This window comes from Pedobacter puniceum, assembly GCF_009674685.1.
In the GTDB taxonomy this organism is placed as follows: Bacteria; Bacteroidota; Bacteroidia; order Sphingobacteriales; family Sphingobacteriaceae; genus Pseudopedobacter; species Pseudopedobacter puniceum.
In genome coordinates this window covers 47,630-64,603 of sequence record NZ_WKJI01000004.1, presented here as the reverse complement: position 1 = coordinate 64,603, position 16,974 = coordinate 47,630, and the positions used below count along the sequence as shown (strand labels likewise).

Below are 16,974 nucleotides of genomic sequence, written 5' to 3'. Positions count from 1 at the left end.
AAGCATCATGCCACTAGAAAAACTAAGATAATCTGCCATTTTTAATCTCATCTACTATTGCTGGGTCTAACAAAGTTGAAGTATCTCCTAAGCTATCAACCTCTCCCTCAGCTATTTTTCTTAAAATTCTTCTCATAATTTTACCTGATCTTGTTTTAGGTAAACCACTTACAAATTGTATCTTATCTGGCTTTGCAATGGGACCAATAATACGACTAACCGTCATAGAGATATCTTTTCTTGTCAGTTCGTCATCATCAGTTTCTTTAGAAAGTATCACATAAGCATAAATACCTTGTCCTTTAATGTCATGCGGATAACCCACCACAGCAGATTCTACCACATCAGAAAACATATTGATTGCATTTTCTACTTCTGCAGTTCCAATTCTATGTCCAGATACATTAATAACATCATCTACCCTGCCGGTAATGCGGTAATAACCATCTTCATCTCGCATACAACCATCGCCAGTAAAGTATAAATTATCATAAGTGGCAAAGTAGTTTACCCGACAACGCTCATGATCTCCGTAGGTTGTTCTTAGCATACCTGGCCATGGAAATTTGATACATAAATTACCAGAAACGCCATTTCCTATAATTTCTTCGCCCTTTTCATCAACTAAAATAGGCTGTATACCCGGTAATGGTAAAGTGGCAAAACATGGTTTTACTGGTGTAATATTGGCTAAAGGAGATATTAAAATACCACCTGTTTCTGTTTGCCACCATGTATCTACAATAGGACAATTCTTTTTACCTATATGCTCGTTATACCAATTCCATGCTTCTTCATTAATGGGCTCGCCAACAGAACCTAACACTCTTAACGAACTTAAATCTTTATCTTTTACGAAATCTAAACCAAACTGCATTAAAGAACGGATTGCTGTAGGCGCTGTGTATAAGATATTTACCTTATATTCTTCTACAATATCCCAAAATCTACCAGCATCTGGCCAAGTAGGTATACCTTCAAACAATAAACTTGTGGCACCCATTGATAATGGCCCATAAACGATGTAGGTGTGTCCAGTTATCCATCCAATATCTGCTGTACAGAAATAAACTTCTTCTGGCTGGTACTGAAAAACATTTTGGAAGCTATAGCCAGCATAAACCATGTAGCCTCCGCAAGTATGTACTACGCCTTTAGGTTTCCCGGTTGAACCGGATGTGTATAGAATAAACAATGGGTCTTCTGCATCCATTTCTTCTGCAGGGCAATCTAACATTCCCAAAGTTTCTACTTTCTTAATTTCATCTTCCCACCAAACATCACGACCTTTTATCATTGATATTGGCGTTCTGCTACGGGTAAGCACAATAACTCTTTTAACAGATGGACATTGTACCAAAGCATCGTCCATTACATTTTTTAGGGGAACTTCTTTGGTACCACGGTAAGAGCCATCTGCGGTAATAACCATGCTACAATTAGCATCTTGTATTCTATCTGCAATAGATTGAGCAGAAAAACCACCAAATACTACCGAGTGTATAGCCCCAATTCTAGCACACGCTAAAACCGCAACGGCCAACTCTGGTACCATGGGCATATAAATACAAATTCTATCGCCTTTTTTAGCTCCGTTATTTTTTAAAACATTGGCAAATAAACATACCTTTTGGTGTAATTGCTTATAGGTAAAAGCTCGGTGATGTTCTTCGGGGTCATTTGGTTCCCAAATTAGAGCAGGCTGGTCGCCTTTATCTGCCAAATGCCTATCTAAACAGTTTTCTGTAATATTTAATTTTCCTCCAACAAACCAATTGATATCAGGCTCTTTAAAGTTCCAGTCTAACACTTTATTCCACTTCTTTTTCCAAACGAAGCTGCTTGCAACAGTATCCCAAAATTGCTCTGGCTGCTCAACACTGTGTTGATAAACTCTCTGATAATCTTCAAACGACTTGATGCTTAAATCCATTTTTCTCTTTAATTTATTGTTTTATAATCTTCCTTATTTAATGCTGTTATTTTCTCTATTAAACGGCGGGTGGAGAAAGGTTTTATGATGAATAAATCTGCTCCTTTACTATACGCTAGTTTAATATCCTCGTCTTTACTTTTTGCCGAAATAAAAATCACTTTTATATGTTTGTAAGCTTCGCTTTGCTTTACAAAATCACAAACTTCATAGCCATTTACATCAGGCATCATGATGTCTAGTAGTATTAATTCTGGCTCATGCTCTTTTATTTTCACGATAGCTTCTGTACCGCTTAAAGCAATAAAAACCTCATAGCCCGCTTTCCGCAATAAAAACTCTACAGACATGACTATGGCTGGATCATCATCAACTATTAAAACTTTTCTAGCTACGCTCATGATATAATCTCTATAGGTAATGTAAAATAAAAACAAGCACCAGATGTTTTGGCATCAATAACACCAATTTCACCTTGGTGTAACTCTACAATTTTCTTGCAAATGGCTAAGCCTAAACCGCTTCCTTCTGCCTTTTTGGTTTGATTTTCTGTTTGATAAAACTTGTTAAAAACATAATTTTTATCCTTGTCAGGGATGCCCTCGCCATTATCTGTAATGTTAACCTGTATAAATCTGTCTATCTCTAAAACCTCTACTTTTATACTCCCCTTACTTTTATCACAATATTTTATAGCATTTGAAACCAGATTATGCACCACACGAGATAATAAATCTTGATCTCCGTAAACTGATGAAAGATGCTCAGGGAAAGAAATAGATAAATTGATATTCTTCTCTTTTATTAATTGCGATAAAGCGTGTAAAACTTCTTCTATTAACTTTTTAATAGCTATTTCCTGATGCTGTATATTTTGCTTACCAGATTCTAATTTCTCTAAATCCAAAACCTGAGTAATTAACCTACTTAAGCGCTCAATTTCTTTAATCATGGTGGCTAAAAACTGCTGTCTTTGCAAGGTATCCAACTCGGGGTTATCATATAAAATTTCAGAGAAAGCCCTAATAGATGTAAGCGGTGTACGTAACTCATGCGTAATGCTGTACAGAAAATCATCTTTAATAATTTCTGCCTCTTTCATTTGCATATTGGCCAGTTCTAAGGCATCAGAAGCTTTTTTTAATTGTTCTGATTTTTGCTGCAATTCTTTATTTAAGCTGATAAATTGCTGAGATTCTTTAAGGATTTCTACAACTTCATTTAAGCTTATTTCTTCTTCTTTAACAATAGATTCTATTAGTATTCTTGATGATGCAGAACCAATAACACCTGATAAAATTTTCTCAGCATAAGTTATTAAGCGTTGGTCTGCATTGGTATCTTCTTGCAATAAGTTGAGCTGATATCTTTTAGAAAAATTTGTTAAAAGTTGCTTGGTTTTCTCTTGTCCTAAGAATTGCTCCATTAAACTTTTAATTTCCTTTATTTTGATTTGCCCTGTCCTGTTTACTGATGTTTCAAAAGCAGTTTTATATTTTGATACGTTGATGAAAAGCTCGGCCTGTATTTCTTCCTGATTGCTTGATTTTGTATATAAAGAGCCTAAAACATACAGTAAAATATTGATAAACATGCTCCAAAAGAAGGCATGTGTTAAGGGTGTAAAAGCATCCAAACCAAATAATTGATTTGGTTTTAACAGATAAACGCCAAATAAACCATCACTTAATATCTCTTTTGGTAACAAACCCGCACCAATAATAGCTGGGATGATTAAGGTAAAAAACCATATGGTAAAACCGCTAATGACACCTAATAAAGCGCCATTTTTATTGGCCCGAGACCAGAACATTCCGCCAATAACAGCAGGTGCAAATTGTGCTACTGCTGCAAAAGAAATTAAACCTGTTGAAACTAACGAGTAACTTTCTGCTATCTCAGCAAAATAAGCATAAGCCAAAAGCAGGATTAGGATGATAGATAACCTTCTGATATTTTTAATAGAACGCTCTACTTTATCAATAAAAATCTTTTTAAAAGGTGCTACTTTAAGGATAAGGGGTATCAACAAATTATTGCTCAACATGGTGCTTAAAGCAATAGTTTCTACAATAATCATCCCGGTTGCAGCCGAAAAACCTCCTAAATAAACCAATAAAGTAATCCCTTGATGATGATGCACAAATGGCAGAGAGAGTATGCTAAAATCAGCCTCAAAGCTAGATGATGTAGGTATTAACTGCCCCGCTAAAGCTATGGGTAATACAAATACATTAATAACTAAAAGATACAGAGGGAATAACCAAATAGCTTTATAAAGATGCTTTTCATCAACATTTTCTACCACCGCAACTTGAAACTGCCTTGGCAATAACAACACAGCAAACATAGATAAGATACACATCACCATCCAATCGGTATAGTTATATGCGGCATCAAAAGTAAAACTCTTTTGTAATGCGGGTATAGCGGCTGCTCTGCTAAAAATATCATCAAAGCCATTAAAAAGAAAGAAAACAACAAAAATTCCACCTACCAGAAAAGCTAATAATTTCACTATCGACTCAAAGGCTACCGCGGTTACCATCCCTTCATGTCTTTCTGTTGAATCTACTTTACGTGTACCAAAAATGATGATAAAAATAGCTAGTAAAACAGTTATCCAAAAGGGAATATTACTTGATAAAGAGATGTTTGTACTTGAATTGGTATGCTGAGGATGATTAACTAAAAAAGCAAAGGTTATAGCGATAGCCTTTATTTGCAAGGAAATGTACGGAATTACGCCCAACACACAAACAATAGTTGCTAAAGTACCTAAAGAGGTATTTTTACCATAACGGGCAGAAATAAAATCGGCAATGGAAGTAATTCTTTGTGCTTTGCAGATTCTTATCATCTTCCTGAGAATCAAGAACCAAAGCGGTGCTGCAATGGTAGGCCCTATGTAAATAGCTAAAAAATCAGGGCCAAAATCTGCCGCCCTGCCAATGCTGCCATAAAAAGTCCATGCAGTACAATAAACCGCCATAGAAAGCGCATAAACGTAAGGCTTAAGTGTATTACTGTTTTGGTTAGATCTTTTCTCGGCCCAATAAGCCACACCAAACAATAAAAGCAGGTAACCAAAAGAAAATATGACAACCAATAAAGTATTCATATCTATTCTCGACTATCCTTTCTTACCATATAAAACAATACAGCGATGATGAAAATCCAAGCAGAAAATAGGTATAAATACAAGGTTGGAATACCCCAAATCAAAGAAGAGCGATTAAAAATAGAAAGTAAAGGATATAGCAATAGCACACAAAATATGGCGCTAAAGAAAACCAACTTTTCATTCATTAATCGCTCTTTCATTTCTCTTAATCTTCCTGATTATATTCGCCCTGCATAGCGTATAAGCCAAAAACAAACATCCCACCTACTATAATAGGAGCTAAAATAAAGCAGTAAATAATGGCAGGCACTAAATCTTCTGTACTGCCAGTAGCAAATTTTGGAAAGGCTTGACTTACCAGTAAATAATAACCAGCTGCAATACCCAGAAGAATCCATACTATTCCTAATATTCTTTTTATAAAGTTCATGTCTTTTAAAATTAATCGTTCATAGCTTTTTGTTTACCAATGTAGAGTACACCTATAATAAAGCATACACCAGCAATAATAATTGGATACCATAAACCTTCTAAATAAGGCTTATCAAAAGGTAATACTAGCCCTGCTGCTACGGCAGCCTCGTTAGCTGTGCTAGCTTGAGATGCTAAATAAGTAGCAATAGCAGGTAATAATCCTCCAAAAACCCCATTTCCAATATGGTATGGTAAAGACATAGATGTATATCTGATATTGGTTGGAAACATCTCTACTAAAAATGCTGCAATTGGACCATAAACCATGGCCACATAAATAACCTGTATCAGTACTAAAGCAACCAGAATATAAAAGCTCTCATTACCCACATTTACTATTTTAGTAATTTTAGCTTTATTAGCTTGCGCTGATGCTGAAATAGCTTGTTCAGAAACCTCTGTATAGATAGTTCCATCTGTATAATATTTGGTTGTTGTTACAGTTTTGATAGAATCAGAAGTACCTTCTTTAAGCGAAACAGCAATATCTGTTTTTAATTGATCTTGAAGTTCTACTTTATTGGCTACATCTGCGGTTTGATAGATTTTATCATAGATTGGTCTGTAAGTTAAAATCGCGATAAGCATCCCCACCATCATGATTCCTTTTCTACCAATTTTATCTGATAACCATCCAAAAAATACGAAGAATCCAGTTCCTAACATTAAAGCTAAAGCAATAATATAATTGGTCTGATCAAACTCTATATGACAAACGGTTTGTAAGAATGATAAAGCATAAAACTGCCCAGTATACCATACCACACCTTGCCCCATAGTTGCACCAAATAAGGCTAGTAAAACAAATTTGAAGTTTAACTTTTTCCCGAAAGACTCTTTTAAAGGATTAGCAACGGTTTTACCCTCGGCTTTAGCTTTCTTAAATAATGGAGATTCATCCATATTTCTTCTGATGAAGTAAGAAACAGCTACCATCACAATGGAAATTAAGAACGGTACACGCCATCCCCAGTCTTCAAAAGAAGCTTTATCCATTGCATTTCTAGTAATCAGAATCACAAAAAGCGAAATAAATAAACCTACCGTGGCTGTAGTTTGTATCCACGCGGTTCTTAAACCTCTTTTGTTAGGCTCAGAATGCTCTGCCACATAGGTTGCTGCGCCACCGTATTCGCCACCTAAAGCTAATCCTTGTAATAATCTTAAAATCAAAACTAAAACTGGAGCTATAAAACCAATAGTATCATAACTTGGTATTAAGCCAATGGCAAAAGTTGAGAAGCCCATCAATAATAACGTTACCATAAAGGTGTATTTCCTTCCTATGATATCGCCTAATCTACCAAAGAACAATGCGCCAAAAGGCCTTACCACAAAACCTGCTGCAAAGGTGGCTAAAGTTGATAAAAACGCTGCTGTGGGATTGTCTTGCGGGAAAAATTTAGTTGCAATAATAACGGCTAAGCTTCCGAAGATATAGAAGTCATACCATTCAATGAGGGTGCCTGCACTGGAGACACCAATTACTTTCCAAAGGTTTTTTTTATCCACCTTTTGTTGCGGAACACTTTCTAACATAATTAAAATTCTAGGTTGTTTGGTTTATAAAAGTTTTATAAAGCTTGTTATAAAGTCGCTTAAAAACAAACCCCAATCTTAAAAATGCTAACTATATACATAAGCTTATTTAAACCTATCCCACTTGATGAGCATATATTTGTCTCCTAATTCTGTAACAATCATTCCTGCTCCTTTTAAATTCTCTTCCTGAGCATAAAAATCTATCAATTCTTGATGTTTAAGTATTTTATATGAAGGTTTATAGACCGTTTTAACCGGTCTTGTTAACTGAAACTTTTTAACCCATTTCATTACGGAAACATGGCTTACACCCAACAAACGTTCTATTTCTCTATAAGAAACTCCCTCTACATATAGCTGCAAAGCTTTGATAATGTAATAATTATCTACTTGTTTACCTATTTTATCTACAGTAAAATAATATAGGCAATCTTTGCACTTAAAGCGTTGTTTATCATTGATAATTCCGCTTTTTACAACCTCACGAGATTGACACTTGGGACAAGTTTTTTTAACTTTTTTTGATACATTCATAAACTATAGCAAATTAGCAATAAATTTTAGAACTACAATTTTAAATTTATCACAACCCTTATCTTAAACAAAGACATATTTTGTCTTTGTTGATTCGTATGTTTACGAAAAATAATCTCAATATGTCTAAAAAGGAAGTTATCAATCGTTATAGTCTTATTATTAACAGAATAAGAAAATCTCCTGCCACTTTAAAAGATATCAACAATTATCTAGAAAGAGAATCTGAAATTCAGGGTTATGATTTTAGAATTTCTAAACGTACGCTAAAACGCGATCTTGAAGACATATTTAGTCTTTATAAAATAGACATCCAATATGATTTCTCTACAAAAGTTTATCGCATTGTATCACAAGATGAACCTGATTTAAACAACCGGATGCTAGAAGCTTTCGATACATTTAATGCCTTAAATCAAACCGAAGGTATTTCAAGATTTATCCATTTTGAAAAGCGCAGACCAAACGGTACCGAGAATTTTCATGGTATATTACATGCTATTCAAAATTCTAAAATGATAAAATATATTTATCACAAGTATTGGAATGATGAAATCTCTACTCGACTAATTGCGCCTTATGGATTAAAAGAATTCAAAAACCGTTGGTACGTTATTGGTAAAGATGAAAAAGACGGAGAAGTAAAAACCTTTGGTCTCGACCGTATCACCCAGTTAGAAATTACTGCTAAAAAATTTAATTATCCTTCCGGGTTTGATTTAAACGAAAGATTCGCTAATTGTTTCGGCATCATTAATCCTAAAGATCTTAAACCCGAAAAAATTGTGCTTTCTTTTGATGTAGAACAGGGAAAATATATCAAAAGTTTTCCTTTGCATAGCAGTCAACAAGTATTAAAAGACAATGCTCAAGAATTTCAAATTAGCCTAAATGTATTAACATCGTTTGACTTCATCATGGAAATACTTTCTTACGGCGATCGAGTTAAAATTATCCAACCAAAAGGTTTAAGAAATGAAATTAGAAACATCTACATGAGAGCATTAGAAAATTTCAGATAGAAAATTTAACACTTTTTAATACTGATTCTAAACGCTATAACTTATAGTATTAATCACATAATATGCCATATAAACTTTTCTTAGATGATATAAGAAATATAACAGATGTTTATAACAATGCTGATAACTTTGTTGTGGTAAGAAACTATAACGATTTTGTCAGATACATTAAAAATCAAGGGCTACCTTGTTTCATTAGTTTTGATAATGATTTAGGTGAAGATGAAAACAAAAATATTCTTCCTGATGGTTATGCTTGTGCTAAATGGCTGGTATATGAAAGCGATATAGATTTAAGAAACTTACAGTTTCGTGTACACTCGGCCAACCCTATTGCGAGAGTACAAATACAATCTTTATTAAATAACTATATCAACTTTTTAAAAACAGAGAAATTTCTCTAGAGAGGAGGCTTAACTGTGCCATGTTTTGGCTGGGTACAAATATATTTTTGTCTTCAACTTAAAATATAATGAATCTTAAAGCCTTATTTAATTTTAATCTTGAAAAGATATTTAACCGCATATCCGTTATCAACCAAAGAGTTTACGGAGATAGTATTAATATTATAAAACCTCCTGTAAATTATAATACTATAGAGAATGAGCATCATCAAAGTGATGAGATTATTACGGTTGCAGATATTGGTAATTATAAAATAGCAGTTTTTATTGCTCGTTTAAACGCCAGTAAAAAAATCGAAATTATTGGTTTTGGAGAATCAAAAACAGAAGGTATCAAAAAAGGTATAATTGCAAATTACTCTAAAGTATCACAATGTTTAAAAAACGCTATTGATAAGGCAGCAAAACAAGCAGATTTTATTCCAAAAAGTATTTGTGCTAGTATTTCATGTGCAGTAAAAGCTTATGAACACCAAGAGATATGCGTCAGAAAGCGGCATTCAGAAATAATTTCAGATGATATTGAGAAGTTGAAATTAGCTATACATCAATCCCGATTGTATGCAAATGAATATATTTTATATACCGAGTCCATGCATTTTAATGTAGACGGGGTTGATGAAATAATAAATCCAATAGGGATGAACGGCACAAGCATTGAAGGAATTTTTAAAGTTCTTACTTGCCCTTCTGTATGTATTAAAAATTTGAGAAGATGTTGTGATTTGATTGGTATTTCTTTAAAAACGACCTATCCTTCTATTATAACTTCTGCAGAAAGTATTCTAAATCGAGAAGAAAAAGCAGAAGGCGTTATTGTTGTAGATATTGGCGCAGAAAAATCTGATATAGCAATTTATAAAAACAGTAGCCTTTTTTTTACTGAGAGAATACCTTACGGCGGCAACATGATTACGAAGGATATTGCAAAGTATACTGGTTTGTTCTTAAAAAATGCCGAAGAAATCAAAATCAAACATGGCAATGCCATCTATTTAAATATAGATGATAATGAAACTATTGAAGCGAAATTATTTAAACACTACAAAAAGGCAGTATTTAAAAAAGACTTAGCGTTTGTAATTCAATGTCGCCTTATTGAAATACTAGAACTTATTAATTTTATTATTAGCTCTCATATTGATAAACATCAAATAATTTATGGAATAGTGTTTACAGGAGGGCCTTCAAATACACCTCAATTTAAAAAATTACTTAAACCTATATTTAAAACAAATTATTTTTATGATTTCAAAATTAAACCTATATTCACAACAATCAACCCTGAAATAAAAAAATTATTAAATCAACCTACATATACATCTGCATTAGGAATTTTAGAATTAGAATTTAAGAAACATTAACAATCATAAAAATCAAAAAATTATGGCTCAAATAATCAACACAGGTAAAGAACTTATCAGAATTAGTTCAAAACAACAAAACAAAATTGAGTATTCTACCAATGACGGGAGAACATGGGTTCTTCGTTACTCAGGGTCATCATCTACTGGTGATTTTCAAGATTTAACAGACAACGGAAAAGAAATTTTGGCTACAACATCAAAAGGTCTTTATTATTCAACTAATGGCGGAAGAACTTGGGGTAAGAGGAGTTAAAATTAAATAATGCTATAAGCGATGCTAAGTTTATGCCGAATTGTTTTTAATATATCACAAAGTAAATAAAATGAGTAACAACATATCTATAAAACCAATTAGTGAATTATTAGGAATGAATTTTTTTATTCCTGCGTATCAGCGAGGCTATCGCTGGACAGAACAACAAGTAACAGAATTATTGAATGATATATGGGATTTTATAAACAAACCAAATAAAAAGGATGATGAATTTTACTGTTTGCAACCAGTTGTAGTAATCAAGAGCGATGATAAAACAAAAAACAATAATAATTTAATTGGAGATTGGTACGATGTAATTGACGGACAGCAACGATTAACAACAACATTCCTTGTCTTAAAAAACTTAGAACGCTTTGTTGAAAGTGAAAGAAATAACTTCAAAATACAATATGAAACACGAAAAGGCAGTGAAGACTTTTTGATAAAATTAGACAGCAAATCAGAAGTTGATTCTAAAAAAAATGTTGATTATTTTCATATTTACAATTCCCACACGACTATTAAGACTTGGTTTCAAAAAAAAGTAAATGAAGGGCATACCTCAATAAGTTCAAAGTTTATTACGCCATTTTTAGAGAAAGTTAAAATCATTTGGTACGAAACTTCTAAAAAGGACGAATCGGAAAATAATGACGATTCTATCGATATTTTCACAAGAATCAACAGTGGTAAAATTCCGCTAACAAATGCTGAATTGATTAAGGCTTTGTTTTTAAATAGTTCAAATTTTGCACAAGCAGACAATGAAAAACTACGTCTAAAACAATTAGAAATTGCTTCAGAATGGGACAGAATTGAATATGCCTTACAAGACGATTCTTTTTGGTATTTTATCAACAAAAATGAAAATAACTTGGCAACTAGAATTGAGTTTATTTTCAATTTAATGTCAGACAAGCCAAGTGATGATAAGTATTCAACTTTCCATTTCTTTAATGAAAAATTCAAAACCAAATCAGAAAAAGAAATAAACGACAATTGGAAGGAAATAAAAAAGTATTTCCAAACACTTGAAGAGTGGTACAATAACAGAGAATTATATCACAAAATTGGTTATCTGATTACAGTTGGAACTGACTTGAAAACTATTCTTAACGAGAAAAAAGAAAAATCAAAAACGGAGTTTTCATATTGGATAGACCAAAAAATAAAATCCAAATTTGAAAATGTGAATTTGAAAGAAGTCGAATATAACGGAAAATATGTTCGTGAAATTTTATTGCTTCACAACATACAAACGATGCTTAACAACGAAAACGAAACTAATCGTTTCCCTTTTGACCGATACAAAAAAGAATTTTGGGATGTTGAACACATTCACGCAATTGCCACCGAGGTAAAAGTTAAAAAGGAAAATCAAGTTGAATGGCTAAAAAACAACTTCATAAAAACAGACAATCATCAAAACGAGGAGTTTAATAATAAAATTTGTTGCACAATACATGACAACAACCTGATTGATGAAAATGAATTCAAATCTATTGTGGAATATGTTTTAGGTGAAGAGGATAATAAGTTGCAAAACCTTTGTTTGTTAGATAGAGGAACCAATCGATCATACAAAAACGATTCTTTCAAGGAAAAAAGGAGAAAAATTATTGAAAGAGAAATGAATGGAACTTTTATTCCAATTTGTACAAAAAATGTTTTTATGAAATATTATTCAGCAAACGTGAAAGACATTGAAGTTTGGAATGAAAACGATAGAACTTCATATTTTGAAAAAATACAAAAAGTAATAAATCAATATTTACCACAAGCAATATTATCAGAAAATGAGCTATAATCCGACATCTAAAAAACTTACTTTTTTACAATTACTGTCAAACGACTCTAATGTTTGTAAACAATGTAATAATTTGGAATGGCAACCGCATAGTAAAATTGAAATTCCAATTATTCAGCGTGATTATGCTCAAGGAAGAGAAAGTAAAGAAGAACTGCGAAAAAACTTTTTAAATTCTTTATTTGAAGCTACTAATGGAAAATCTTTAGAGTTAGATTTTGTTTATGGCAGCTTAAAAGACAATGTTTTTCAACCGCTTGACGGACAACAACGATTAACAACCTTGTTTTTGTTGCATTGGTTTGTTGCAGTCAAAGAAGATAAGTTAGATAATGAGCTAAGAAAACTATTGACCAAATTCACTTACGAAACACGAACCAGTTCAAGAGAATTTTGTCAAGATTTAATAAACAAAGGAATAGACTTTAAAAATCTAATTGAGACTGATTACCTAGACAAAGAAAAAACAAAACCCAAAAACAACGAGCTGTCAAAAACTATAACTAACAGCTATTGGTTTTACCTTTCTTGGAAAAAAGACCCCACCATAAAATCAATGCTTAACATGCTTGATTCTATTTATCATACTTTTAAGGATACAAAGGAAGTATGGGACAAACTAAACAACATTAGTTTCCACTACATAGAATTACAAAACTTCGGTCTTTCTGATGATTTGTATATTAAAATGAACGCAAGAGGTAAACCTCTTACTGATTTTGAGAATTTTAAAGCAAAGTTTGAACAACATATAACCAAAGAGAGTTGGGAAAGCAATGCAGAAGCCACCGAATCATTCTCACATCAAATTGATACACTTTGGACAGATTTGTTTTGGAATTATCGTGATAAAACCGAAAATATTTTTGACGAACAGCTTCTGAATTTTTTCAGAACAATGGCTGTAATAAATTACACTTTAAAAGCAGACAAATCAAAGAGTGATGTTTTCAGAACCAATATTGATTTATTAACAAACAATTCAAAAAAAGTTTCATTCAATCAATATTTGGAGTTAGGCTGTTTTGATGATGATTATTTTAAAACATTGAAATTCGTTTTAAATAAAATTTCTGATAAAAGCGGATTGAAAACATTTCTTTTTGACACGACTTATGTAAATGAGGTAGAAATTTTTAATGGCGTAATTAAAAATGACTTATCATACCCTGACTTAGTTATTGCATTTGCATACTATCAATATTTAGCATTAGAAGAAGATATTGAAATAGAAAAATTAACAAGTTGGTTGCGTATTGTTCGTAATCTGGTAGAAGGTAGCAGACCCTATTTATTTAACAATGCTAATGATTTTGCAAATGCTCTACGTTCTATAAACGAATTGTTGCAACATAGAAATTCAATCGTTGATCACTTCGCAGACACACAAATTAATTCGCTTTCGGGTTTCATTAGTGAGCAATTTATAGAAGAAAAACTAAAAGCGAAACTTATTACACAAAATGATGATTGGAAAAACGCAATTATTGAAATTGAAAATCACCGATATTTCAAAGGACAAATCGGCTTTATTTTAGATTGGTGTAAAGACGAAAACGGAATACACAATATTGATAAATTCAAAGCATACTCAGAAAAATCAAATGCCGTATTTAGTAATGAAGGGTTGAATAAATTTGACAATTTTCTTTTTGAAAGAGCCTTATTAGCAACAGGAGATTATTTGTTAAGCAAAGGTAAGAATCTCAGCTTTCTCATCAACAATGAACGTGATATTAGCTGGAAAAGACTCCTTAGAGATAATAACCAAAAGCGAGAGATTTTAAAACAATTATTTGATAAAGTATCTACTCTAAATTTAACAAACGATTTACAAAAAATTATAGATGAATTTTCAGACAAAAATGATTGGCGTTATTATTTCATTAAACATCATGAAATGATTACCGTTTGTGGGAAGGAAAAATTAATCCGTAAGAATAGCGATTTTGATATTCTTTTGTTAAAGACAACACAAACAAACGGAGAACATAGAACATATTATTCATATTCTCTTTTCCTTGAATTAAACAATCCAAACCTAATATATCACCATCAAAATTCAACAAATGAATGCAAATACTTTGAAATAAATGGAATTCAAATCGCATTCAATAGTAACTCTAAGAAATTCTTTTGGACAGAAAACAAAGACTGGGTCAACACGCATGAATTTGATGACAGAGATTCGGCATTAAGCTTTATCAAGGAGCTATGTAAAACCAATTAATAAACTTAATAGGAAATAACTTAAACCCCTATGTTCATATTTTAAACAATTATAGAAAGACTTTCGAAATCTAAAAACTTCGTGAAATTTCTAATGTTGCGTTATGCCTGCTTTTACCATCTTATCAGACACCCACAATCTCCATCACAAATTAAAACTTTGTGGTGGAGATTTCCTTATCCATTGTGGAGATGTAACCGAATACGGTACAGAAGATGAACTAGAAGATTTTATTTATTGGTTTACCAAACAAAATTATACCCATAAAATTTTCATAGCTGGCAACCACGATTTATGCTTGGAAAACATTTCTAAAAAACAAAAGAAAGCTATTATACCACCAAATATTACGTATTTAGAAAACAAAGGCATTAACATTAATGGAATTAATATTTACGGTAGCCCTGTAACACCGTACTATTTAGGCATGGCTTTTAATCGGAAAAGAGGGGATGAAATCAGAAAAATTTGGAATAAAATTCCTCTAAATACAGATATATTAATCACCCACACACCACCATTTACCATAATGGATAATAAACTAGGGTGTGAAGATTTGCTCAAAACTTTACAAAAAGTTAAACCCAAATTAGCAGTTTTTGGTCATATTCACGAACATTATGGTACACAAGAAAAAAACGGAACAGCATATATTAATGCTGCAATAACCAGCAACATTACCGGTTCACATCAGCCATATTATAAATTATTACACCCACCCGTTGATATTCTTATTTAATTGGATAATATTTTTATTCTGACTATATAACAATTAATTAGTAATAACTTAAACAGAATAATTAATTACATAAATTATAAATTTTATTTTAATCCCGGCTTTTTCCGACTACTATTTGAGCTCAATAAAGAGCTACTAAAAGAAGCTTAAGCTCTAAAAATTTAAAAAAATCTGATTTTTTCAATTAACTCCGCCATTTTATGGCTGCGTAGTGTGTAGATAACATATTTTGTATAGACAAATATGATTATCCTTTATTATCATGTAATTCAAATTACGAATTTACACCCCATAGCCTAAAAAGATTAGTAGAACTAAATGATAAACTAAGACTTGAAGAAATTCGGACAAAAAAATTCTATATAAAAAACAAACTTAATGATGATTACAATATAAATACTACTCTATCTTTATGGAGTGAAAATGAAGTATTCAACAAAAAGCACAAAACAAAAATTGGTAATCCATTTTTTGAAATAAGAGATTTCGGAATACCGACCACTAGTTTTCTAGATAAATATTTTTTGAACATCAACTGGAACGAGTATAAATTTTGTAACAACCACCCTTTAAAAGAATTACACACGTGTTATACGATGCATTGCTTAGTCTTTCATTCTCGTTTAACGTGGGATGACCTACTAAAACAGATGATGTGTGGATGGAATTTAATATTGATTTTCAGTTTTTTTTTATAGAAAACACACCATAATGTAACAGTTTTTATTAATTAAAACACTTCTTTTAAAATTATATTGAAATAAATTTGATGAGTACTTGTCAATTAAGAAATATTTTCTGATATTTGCAAACTCTTTGTAAAACTGAGTTTTAATAGAAAAAACACGATATAGTCATGTCAAGAATTTGTGATTTAACAGGAAAAGCATCATTAGTAGGTAACCACGTATCTCACTCGAACGTGAAAACCAAACGTAAGTTTCATCCTAACCTTCAATTAAAGAGATTTTATATCCCTGAAGAAGACCGTTGGATAACTTTAAAAGTTTCCACATCAGCAATAAAAACTATCAATAAAATCGGTATTACCGAGGCTATTAACAGATTCATCAATAAAGGATCTATTTAAATTTAAGACTTTTAAAACCGAAATAGAATGGCTAAGAAAGGCAATAGAGTTCAAGTAATTTTAGAATGTACTGAACATAAAGAAAGCGGAATGGCGGGTACTTCAAGGTATATCACTACTAAGAACCGTAAAAACACTCCAGAGAGATTAGAGATAAAGAAATTTAACCCTATTTTAAGGAAAGTTACTTTACACAAAGAAATTAAGTAAGAAATAGCTACCTGTTAGCATAAAATAATATTTAACATGGCAAAGAAAGTAGTTGCAACCCTAAAAACCGGAACCGGTAAAGAGTATTCAAAGGTTATTACTATGGTAAAGTCTCCTAAAACAGGCGCTTATACCTTTAAAGAAGTTATTGCACACAATGATCATATTAAAGATGCTATCGTTGCTGCAAAAGAGAGCACTAACGCTTAATTTAATACTTCTATGATATTGAAGCCGTTCCA

General features: G+C 32.1%; 17 protein-coding genes. 10 read left to right on the top strand and 7 right to left on the bottom strand.

What is annotated here, in order from left to right; genetic code table 11:
• Nucleotides 1–22 precede the first annotated feature (22 nt).
• The 7 genes from acs to GJJ64_RS13805 all read right to left on the bottom strand — a co-directional run bounded on the left by acs (nucleotide 23) and on the right by GJJ64_RS13805 (nucleotide 7,607).
• Nucleotides 23–1,933, bottom strand: a complete 1,911-nt coding sequence (gene acs, locus GJJ64_RS13835; RefSeq protein ID WP_154288368.1) for an acetate--CoA ligase — start codon at nucleotides 1,931–1,933, stop codon at nucleotides 23–25.
• Nucleotides 1,934–1,941: 8 nt separating this feature from the next.
• A complete protein-coding gene (locus GJJ64_RS13830) occupies nucleotides 1,942–2,334 on the bottom strand; it encodes a response regulator (protein WP_154288367.1) in 393 nt (130 codons plus the stop codon).
• Complete coding sequence (locus GJJ64_RS13825; RefSeq protein WP_154288366.1) at nucleotides 2,331–5,054, bottom strand: sensor histidine kinase; 2,724 nt, start codon at nucleotides 5,052–5,054, stop codon at nucleotides 2,331–2,333. The genes GJJ64_RS13830 and GJJ64_RS13825 overlap by 4 nt, the downstream gene beginning before the upstream one ends.
• Nucleotides 5,055–5,056: 2 nt before the next feature.
• Nucleotides 5,057–5,257: a hypothetical protein gene (locus GJJ64_RS13820; protein ID WP_154288365.1), complete on the bottom strand. Its 201-nt coding sequence runs from the start codon at nucleotides 5,255–5,257 to the stop codon at nucleotides 5,057–5,059.
• A gap of 5 nt (nucleotides 5,258–5,262) precedes the next feature.
• On the bottom strand, nucleotides 5,263–5,487 hold the full coding sequence (locus GJJ64_RS13815) for a DUF6814 family protein (protein WP_154288364.1): 225 nt from the start codon (nucleotides 5,485–5,487) through the stop codon (nucleotides 5,263–5,265).
• Between the two features lie 11 nt (nucleotides 5,488–5,498).
• Nucleotides 5,499–7,070, bottom strand: coding sequence for an MFS transporter (locus GJJ64_RS13810; protein WP_154288363.1), 1,572 nt, complete (start codon nucleotides 7,068–7,070; stop codon nucleotides 5,499–5,501).
• 105 nt (nucleotides 7,071–7,175) lie between these two features.
• The gene (locus GJJ64_RS13805; protein ID WP_154288362.1) at nucleotides 7,176–7,607 is read right to left on the bottom strand and encodes an IS1/IS1595 family N-terminal zinc-binding domain-containing protein; all 432 of its coding nucleotides are present in this window, start codon (nucleotides 7,605–7,607) and stop codon (nucleotides 7,176–7,178) included.
• Between the two features lie 122 nt (nucleotides 7,608–7,729).
• On the opposite strand from GJJ64_RS13805, the gene GJJ64_RS13800 reads away from it, so the two are divergent.
• From GJJ64_RS13800 to GJJ64_RS13755, 10 genes are all read left to right on the top strand, one after another.
• Nucleotides 7,730–8,629 (top strand): helix-turn-helix transcriptional regulator, encoded by a 900-nt coding sequence (locus tag GJJ64_RS13800; RefSeq protein WP_154288361.1) that lies wholly within the window; start codon nucleotides 7,730–7,732, stop codon nucleotides 8,627–8,629.
• A gap of 62 nt (nucleotides 8,630–8,691) precedes the next feature.
• Complete coding sequence (locus tag GJJ64_RS13795; protein WP_154288360.1) at nucleotides 8,692–9,033, top strand: cyclic-phosphate processing receiver domain-containing protein; 342 nt, start codon at nucleotides 8,692–8,694, stop codon at nucleotides 9,031–9,033.
• A 68-nt stretch (nucleotides 9,034–9,101) separates the two neighbouring features.
• Nucleotides 9,102–10,397 (top strand): cell division protein FtsA, encoded by a 1,296-nt coding sequence (gene ftsA / locus GJJ64_RS13790; RefSeq protein ID WP_154288359.1) that lies wholly within the window; start codon nucleotides 9,102–9,104, stop codon nucleotides 10,395–10,397.
• A 22-nt stretch (nucleotides 10,398–10,419) separates the two neighbouring features.
• Nucleotides 10,420–10,653 (top strand): beta propeller repeat protein, encoded by a 234-nt coding sequence (locus tag GJJ64_RS13785; protein ID WP_154288358.1) that lies wholly within the window; start codon nucleotides 10,420–10,422, stop codon nucleotides 10,651–10,653.
• 70 nt (nucleotides 10,654–10,723) lie between these two features.
• A complete protein-coding gene (locus tag GJJ64_RS13780) occupies nucleotides 10,724–12,463 on the top strand; it encodes a DUF262 domain-containing protein (RefSeq protein WP_154288357.1) in 1,740 nt (579 codons plus the stop codon).
• On the top strand, nucleotides 12,453–14,693 hold the full coding sequence (locus GJJ64_RS13775) for a DUF262 domain-containing protein (RefSeq protein WP_154288356.1): 2,241 nt from the start codon (nucleotides 12,453–12,455) through the stop codon (nucleotides 14,691–14,693). Before GJJ64_RS13780 ends, GJJ64_RS13775 begins: the two co-directional genes overlap by 11 nt.
• A 103-nt stretch (nucleotides 14,694–14,796) precedes the next feature.
• On the top strand, nucleotides 14,797–15,432 hold the full coding sequence (locus GJJ64_RS13770; protein ID WP_154288355.1) for a metallophosphatase domain-containing protein: 636 nt from the start codon (nucleotides 14,797–14,799) through the stop codon (nucleotides 15,430–15,432).
• An 856-nt stretch (nucleotides 15,433–16,288) separates the two neighbouring features.
• Entirely contained in the window at nucleotides 16,289–16,522 is a 234-nt protein-coding gene (rpmB, locus tag GJJ64_RS13765; RefSeq protein WP_026902657.1) for a 50S ribosomal protein L28, read from the top strand.
• A 27-nt stretch (nucleotides 16,523–16,549) separates the two neighbouring features.
• Nucleotides 16,550–16,732 (top strand): 50S ribosomal protein L33, encoded by a 183-nt coding sequence (rpmG, locus tag GJJ64_RS13760; RefSeq protein ID WP_154288354.1) that lies wholly within the window; start codon nucleotides 16,550–16,552, stop codon nucleotides 16,730–16,732.
• Nucleotides 16,733–16,768: 36 nt separating this feature from the next.
• The gene (locus GJJ64_RS13755; RefSeq protein ID WP_154288353.1) at nucleotides 16,769–16,942 is read left to right on the top strand and encodes a DUF4295 domain-containing protein; all 174 of its coding nucleotides are present in this window, start codon (nucleotides 16,769–16,771) and stop codon (nucleotides 16,940–16,942) included.
• Nucleotides 16,943–16,974: the final 32 nt, after the last annotated feature.

Excerpts from the sequence above, each read along its gene's own strand:
- acs (WP_154288368.1), bottom strand. The coding sequence starts at position 1,933 with ATGGATTTAAGCATCAAGTCGTTTGAAGATTATCAGAGAGTTTATCAA.
- GJJ64_RS13830 (WP_154288367.1), bottom strand. The coding sequence starts at position 2,334 with ATGAGCGTAGCTAGAAAAGTTTTAATAGTTGATGATGATCCAGCCATA.
- GJJ64_RS13825 (WP_154288366.1), bottom strand. The coding sequence starts at position 5,054 with ATGAATACTTTATTGGTTGTCATATTTTCTTTTGGTTACCTGCTTTTA.
- GJJ64_RS13820 (WP_154288365.1), bottom strand. The coding sequence starts at position 5,257 with ATGAAAGAGCGATTAATGAATGAAAAGTTGGTTTTCTTTAGCGCCATA.
- GJJ64_RS13815 (WP_154288364.1), bottom strand. The coding sequence starts at position 5,487 with ATGAACTTTATAAAAAGAATATTAGGAATAGTATGGATTCTTCTGGGT.
- GJJ64_RS13810 (WP_154288363.1), bottom strand. The coding sequence starts at position 7,070 with ATGTTAGAAAGTGTTCCGCAACAAAAGGTGGATAAAAAAAACCTTTGG.
- GJJ64_RS13805 (WP_154288362.1), bottom strand. The coding sequence starts at position 7,607 with ATGAATGTATCAAAAAAAGTTAAAAAAACTTGTCCCAAGTGTCAATCT.
- GJJ64_RS13800 (WP_154288361.1), top strand. The coding sequence starts at position 7,730 with ATGTCTAAAAAGGAAGTTATCAATCGTTATAGTCTTATTATTAACAGA.
- GJJ64_RS13795 (WP_154288360.1), top strand. The coding sequence starts at position 8,692 with ATGCCATATAAACTTTTCTTAGATGATATAAGAAATATAACAGATGTT.
- ftsA (WP_154288359.1), top strand. The coding sequence starts at position 9,102 with ATGAATCTTAAAGCCTTATTTAATTTTAATCTTGAAAAGATATTTAAC.
- GJJ64_RS13785 (WP_154288358.1), top strand. The coding sequence starts at position 10,420 with ATGGCTCAAATAATCAACACAGGTAAAGAACTTATCAGAATTAGTTCA.
- GJJ64_RS13780 (WP_154288357.1), top strand. The coding sequence starts at position 10,724 with ATGAGTAACAACATATCTATAAAACCAATTAGTGAATTATTAGGAATG.
- GJJ64_RS13775 (WP_154288356.1), top strand. The coding sequence starts at position 12,453 with ATGAGCTATAATCCGACATCTAAAAAACTTACTTTTTTACAATTACTG.
- GJJ64_RS13770 (WP_154288355.1), top strand. The coding sequence starts at position 14,797 with ATGCCTGCTTTTACCATCTTATCAGACACCCACAATCTCCATCACAAA.
- rpmB (WP_026902657.1), top strand. The coding sequence starts at position 16,289 with ATGTCAAGAATTTGTGATTTAACAGGAAAAGCATCATTAGTAGGTAAC.
- rpmG (WP_154288354.1), top strand. The coding sequence starts at position 16,550 with ATGGCTAAGAAAGGCAATAGAGTTCAAGTAATTTTAGAATGTACTGAA.
- GJJ64_RS13755 (WP_154288353.1), top strand. The coding sequence starts at position 16,769 with ATGGCAAAGAAAGTAGTTGCAACCCTAAAAACCGGAACCGGTAAAGAG.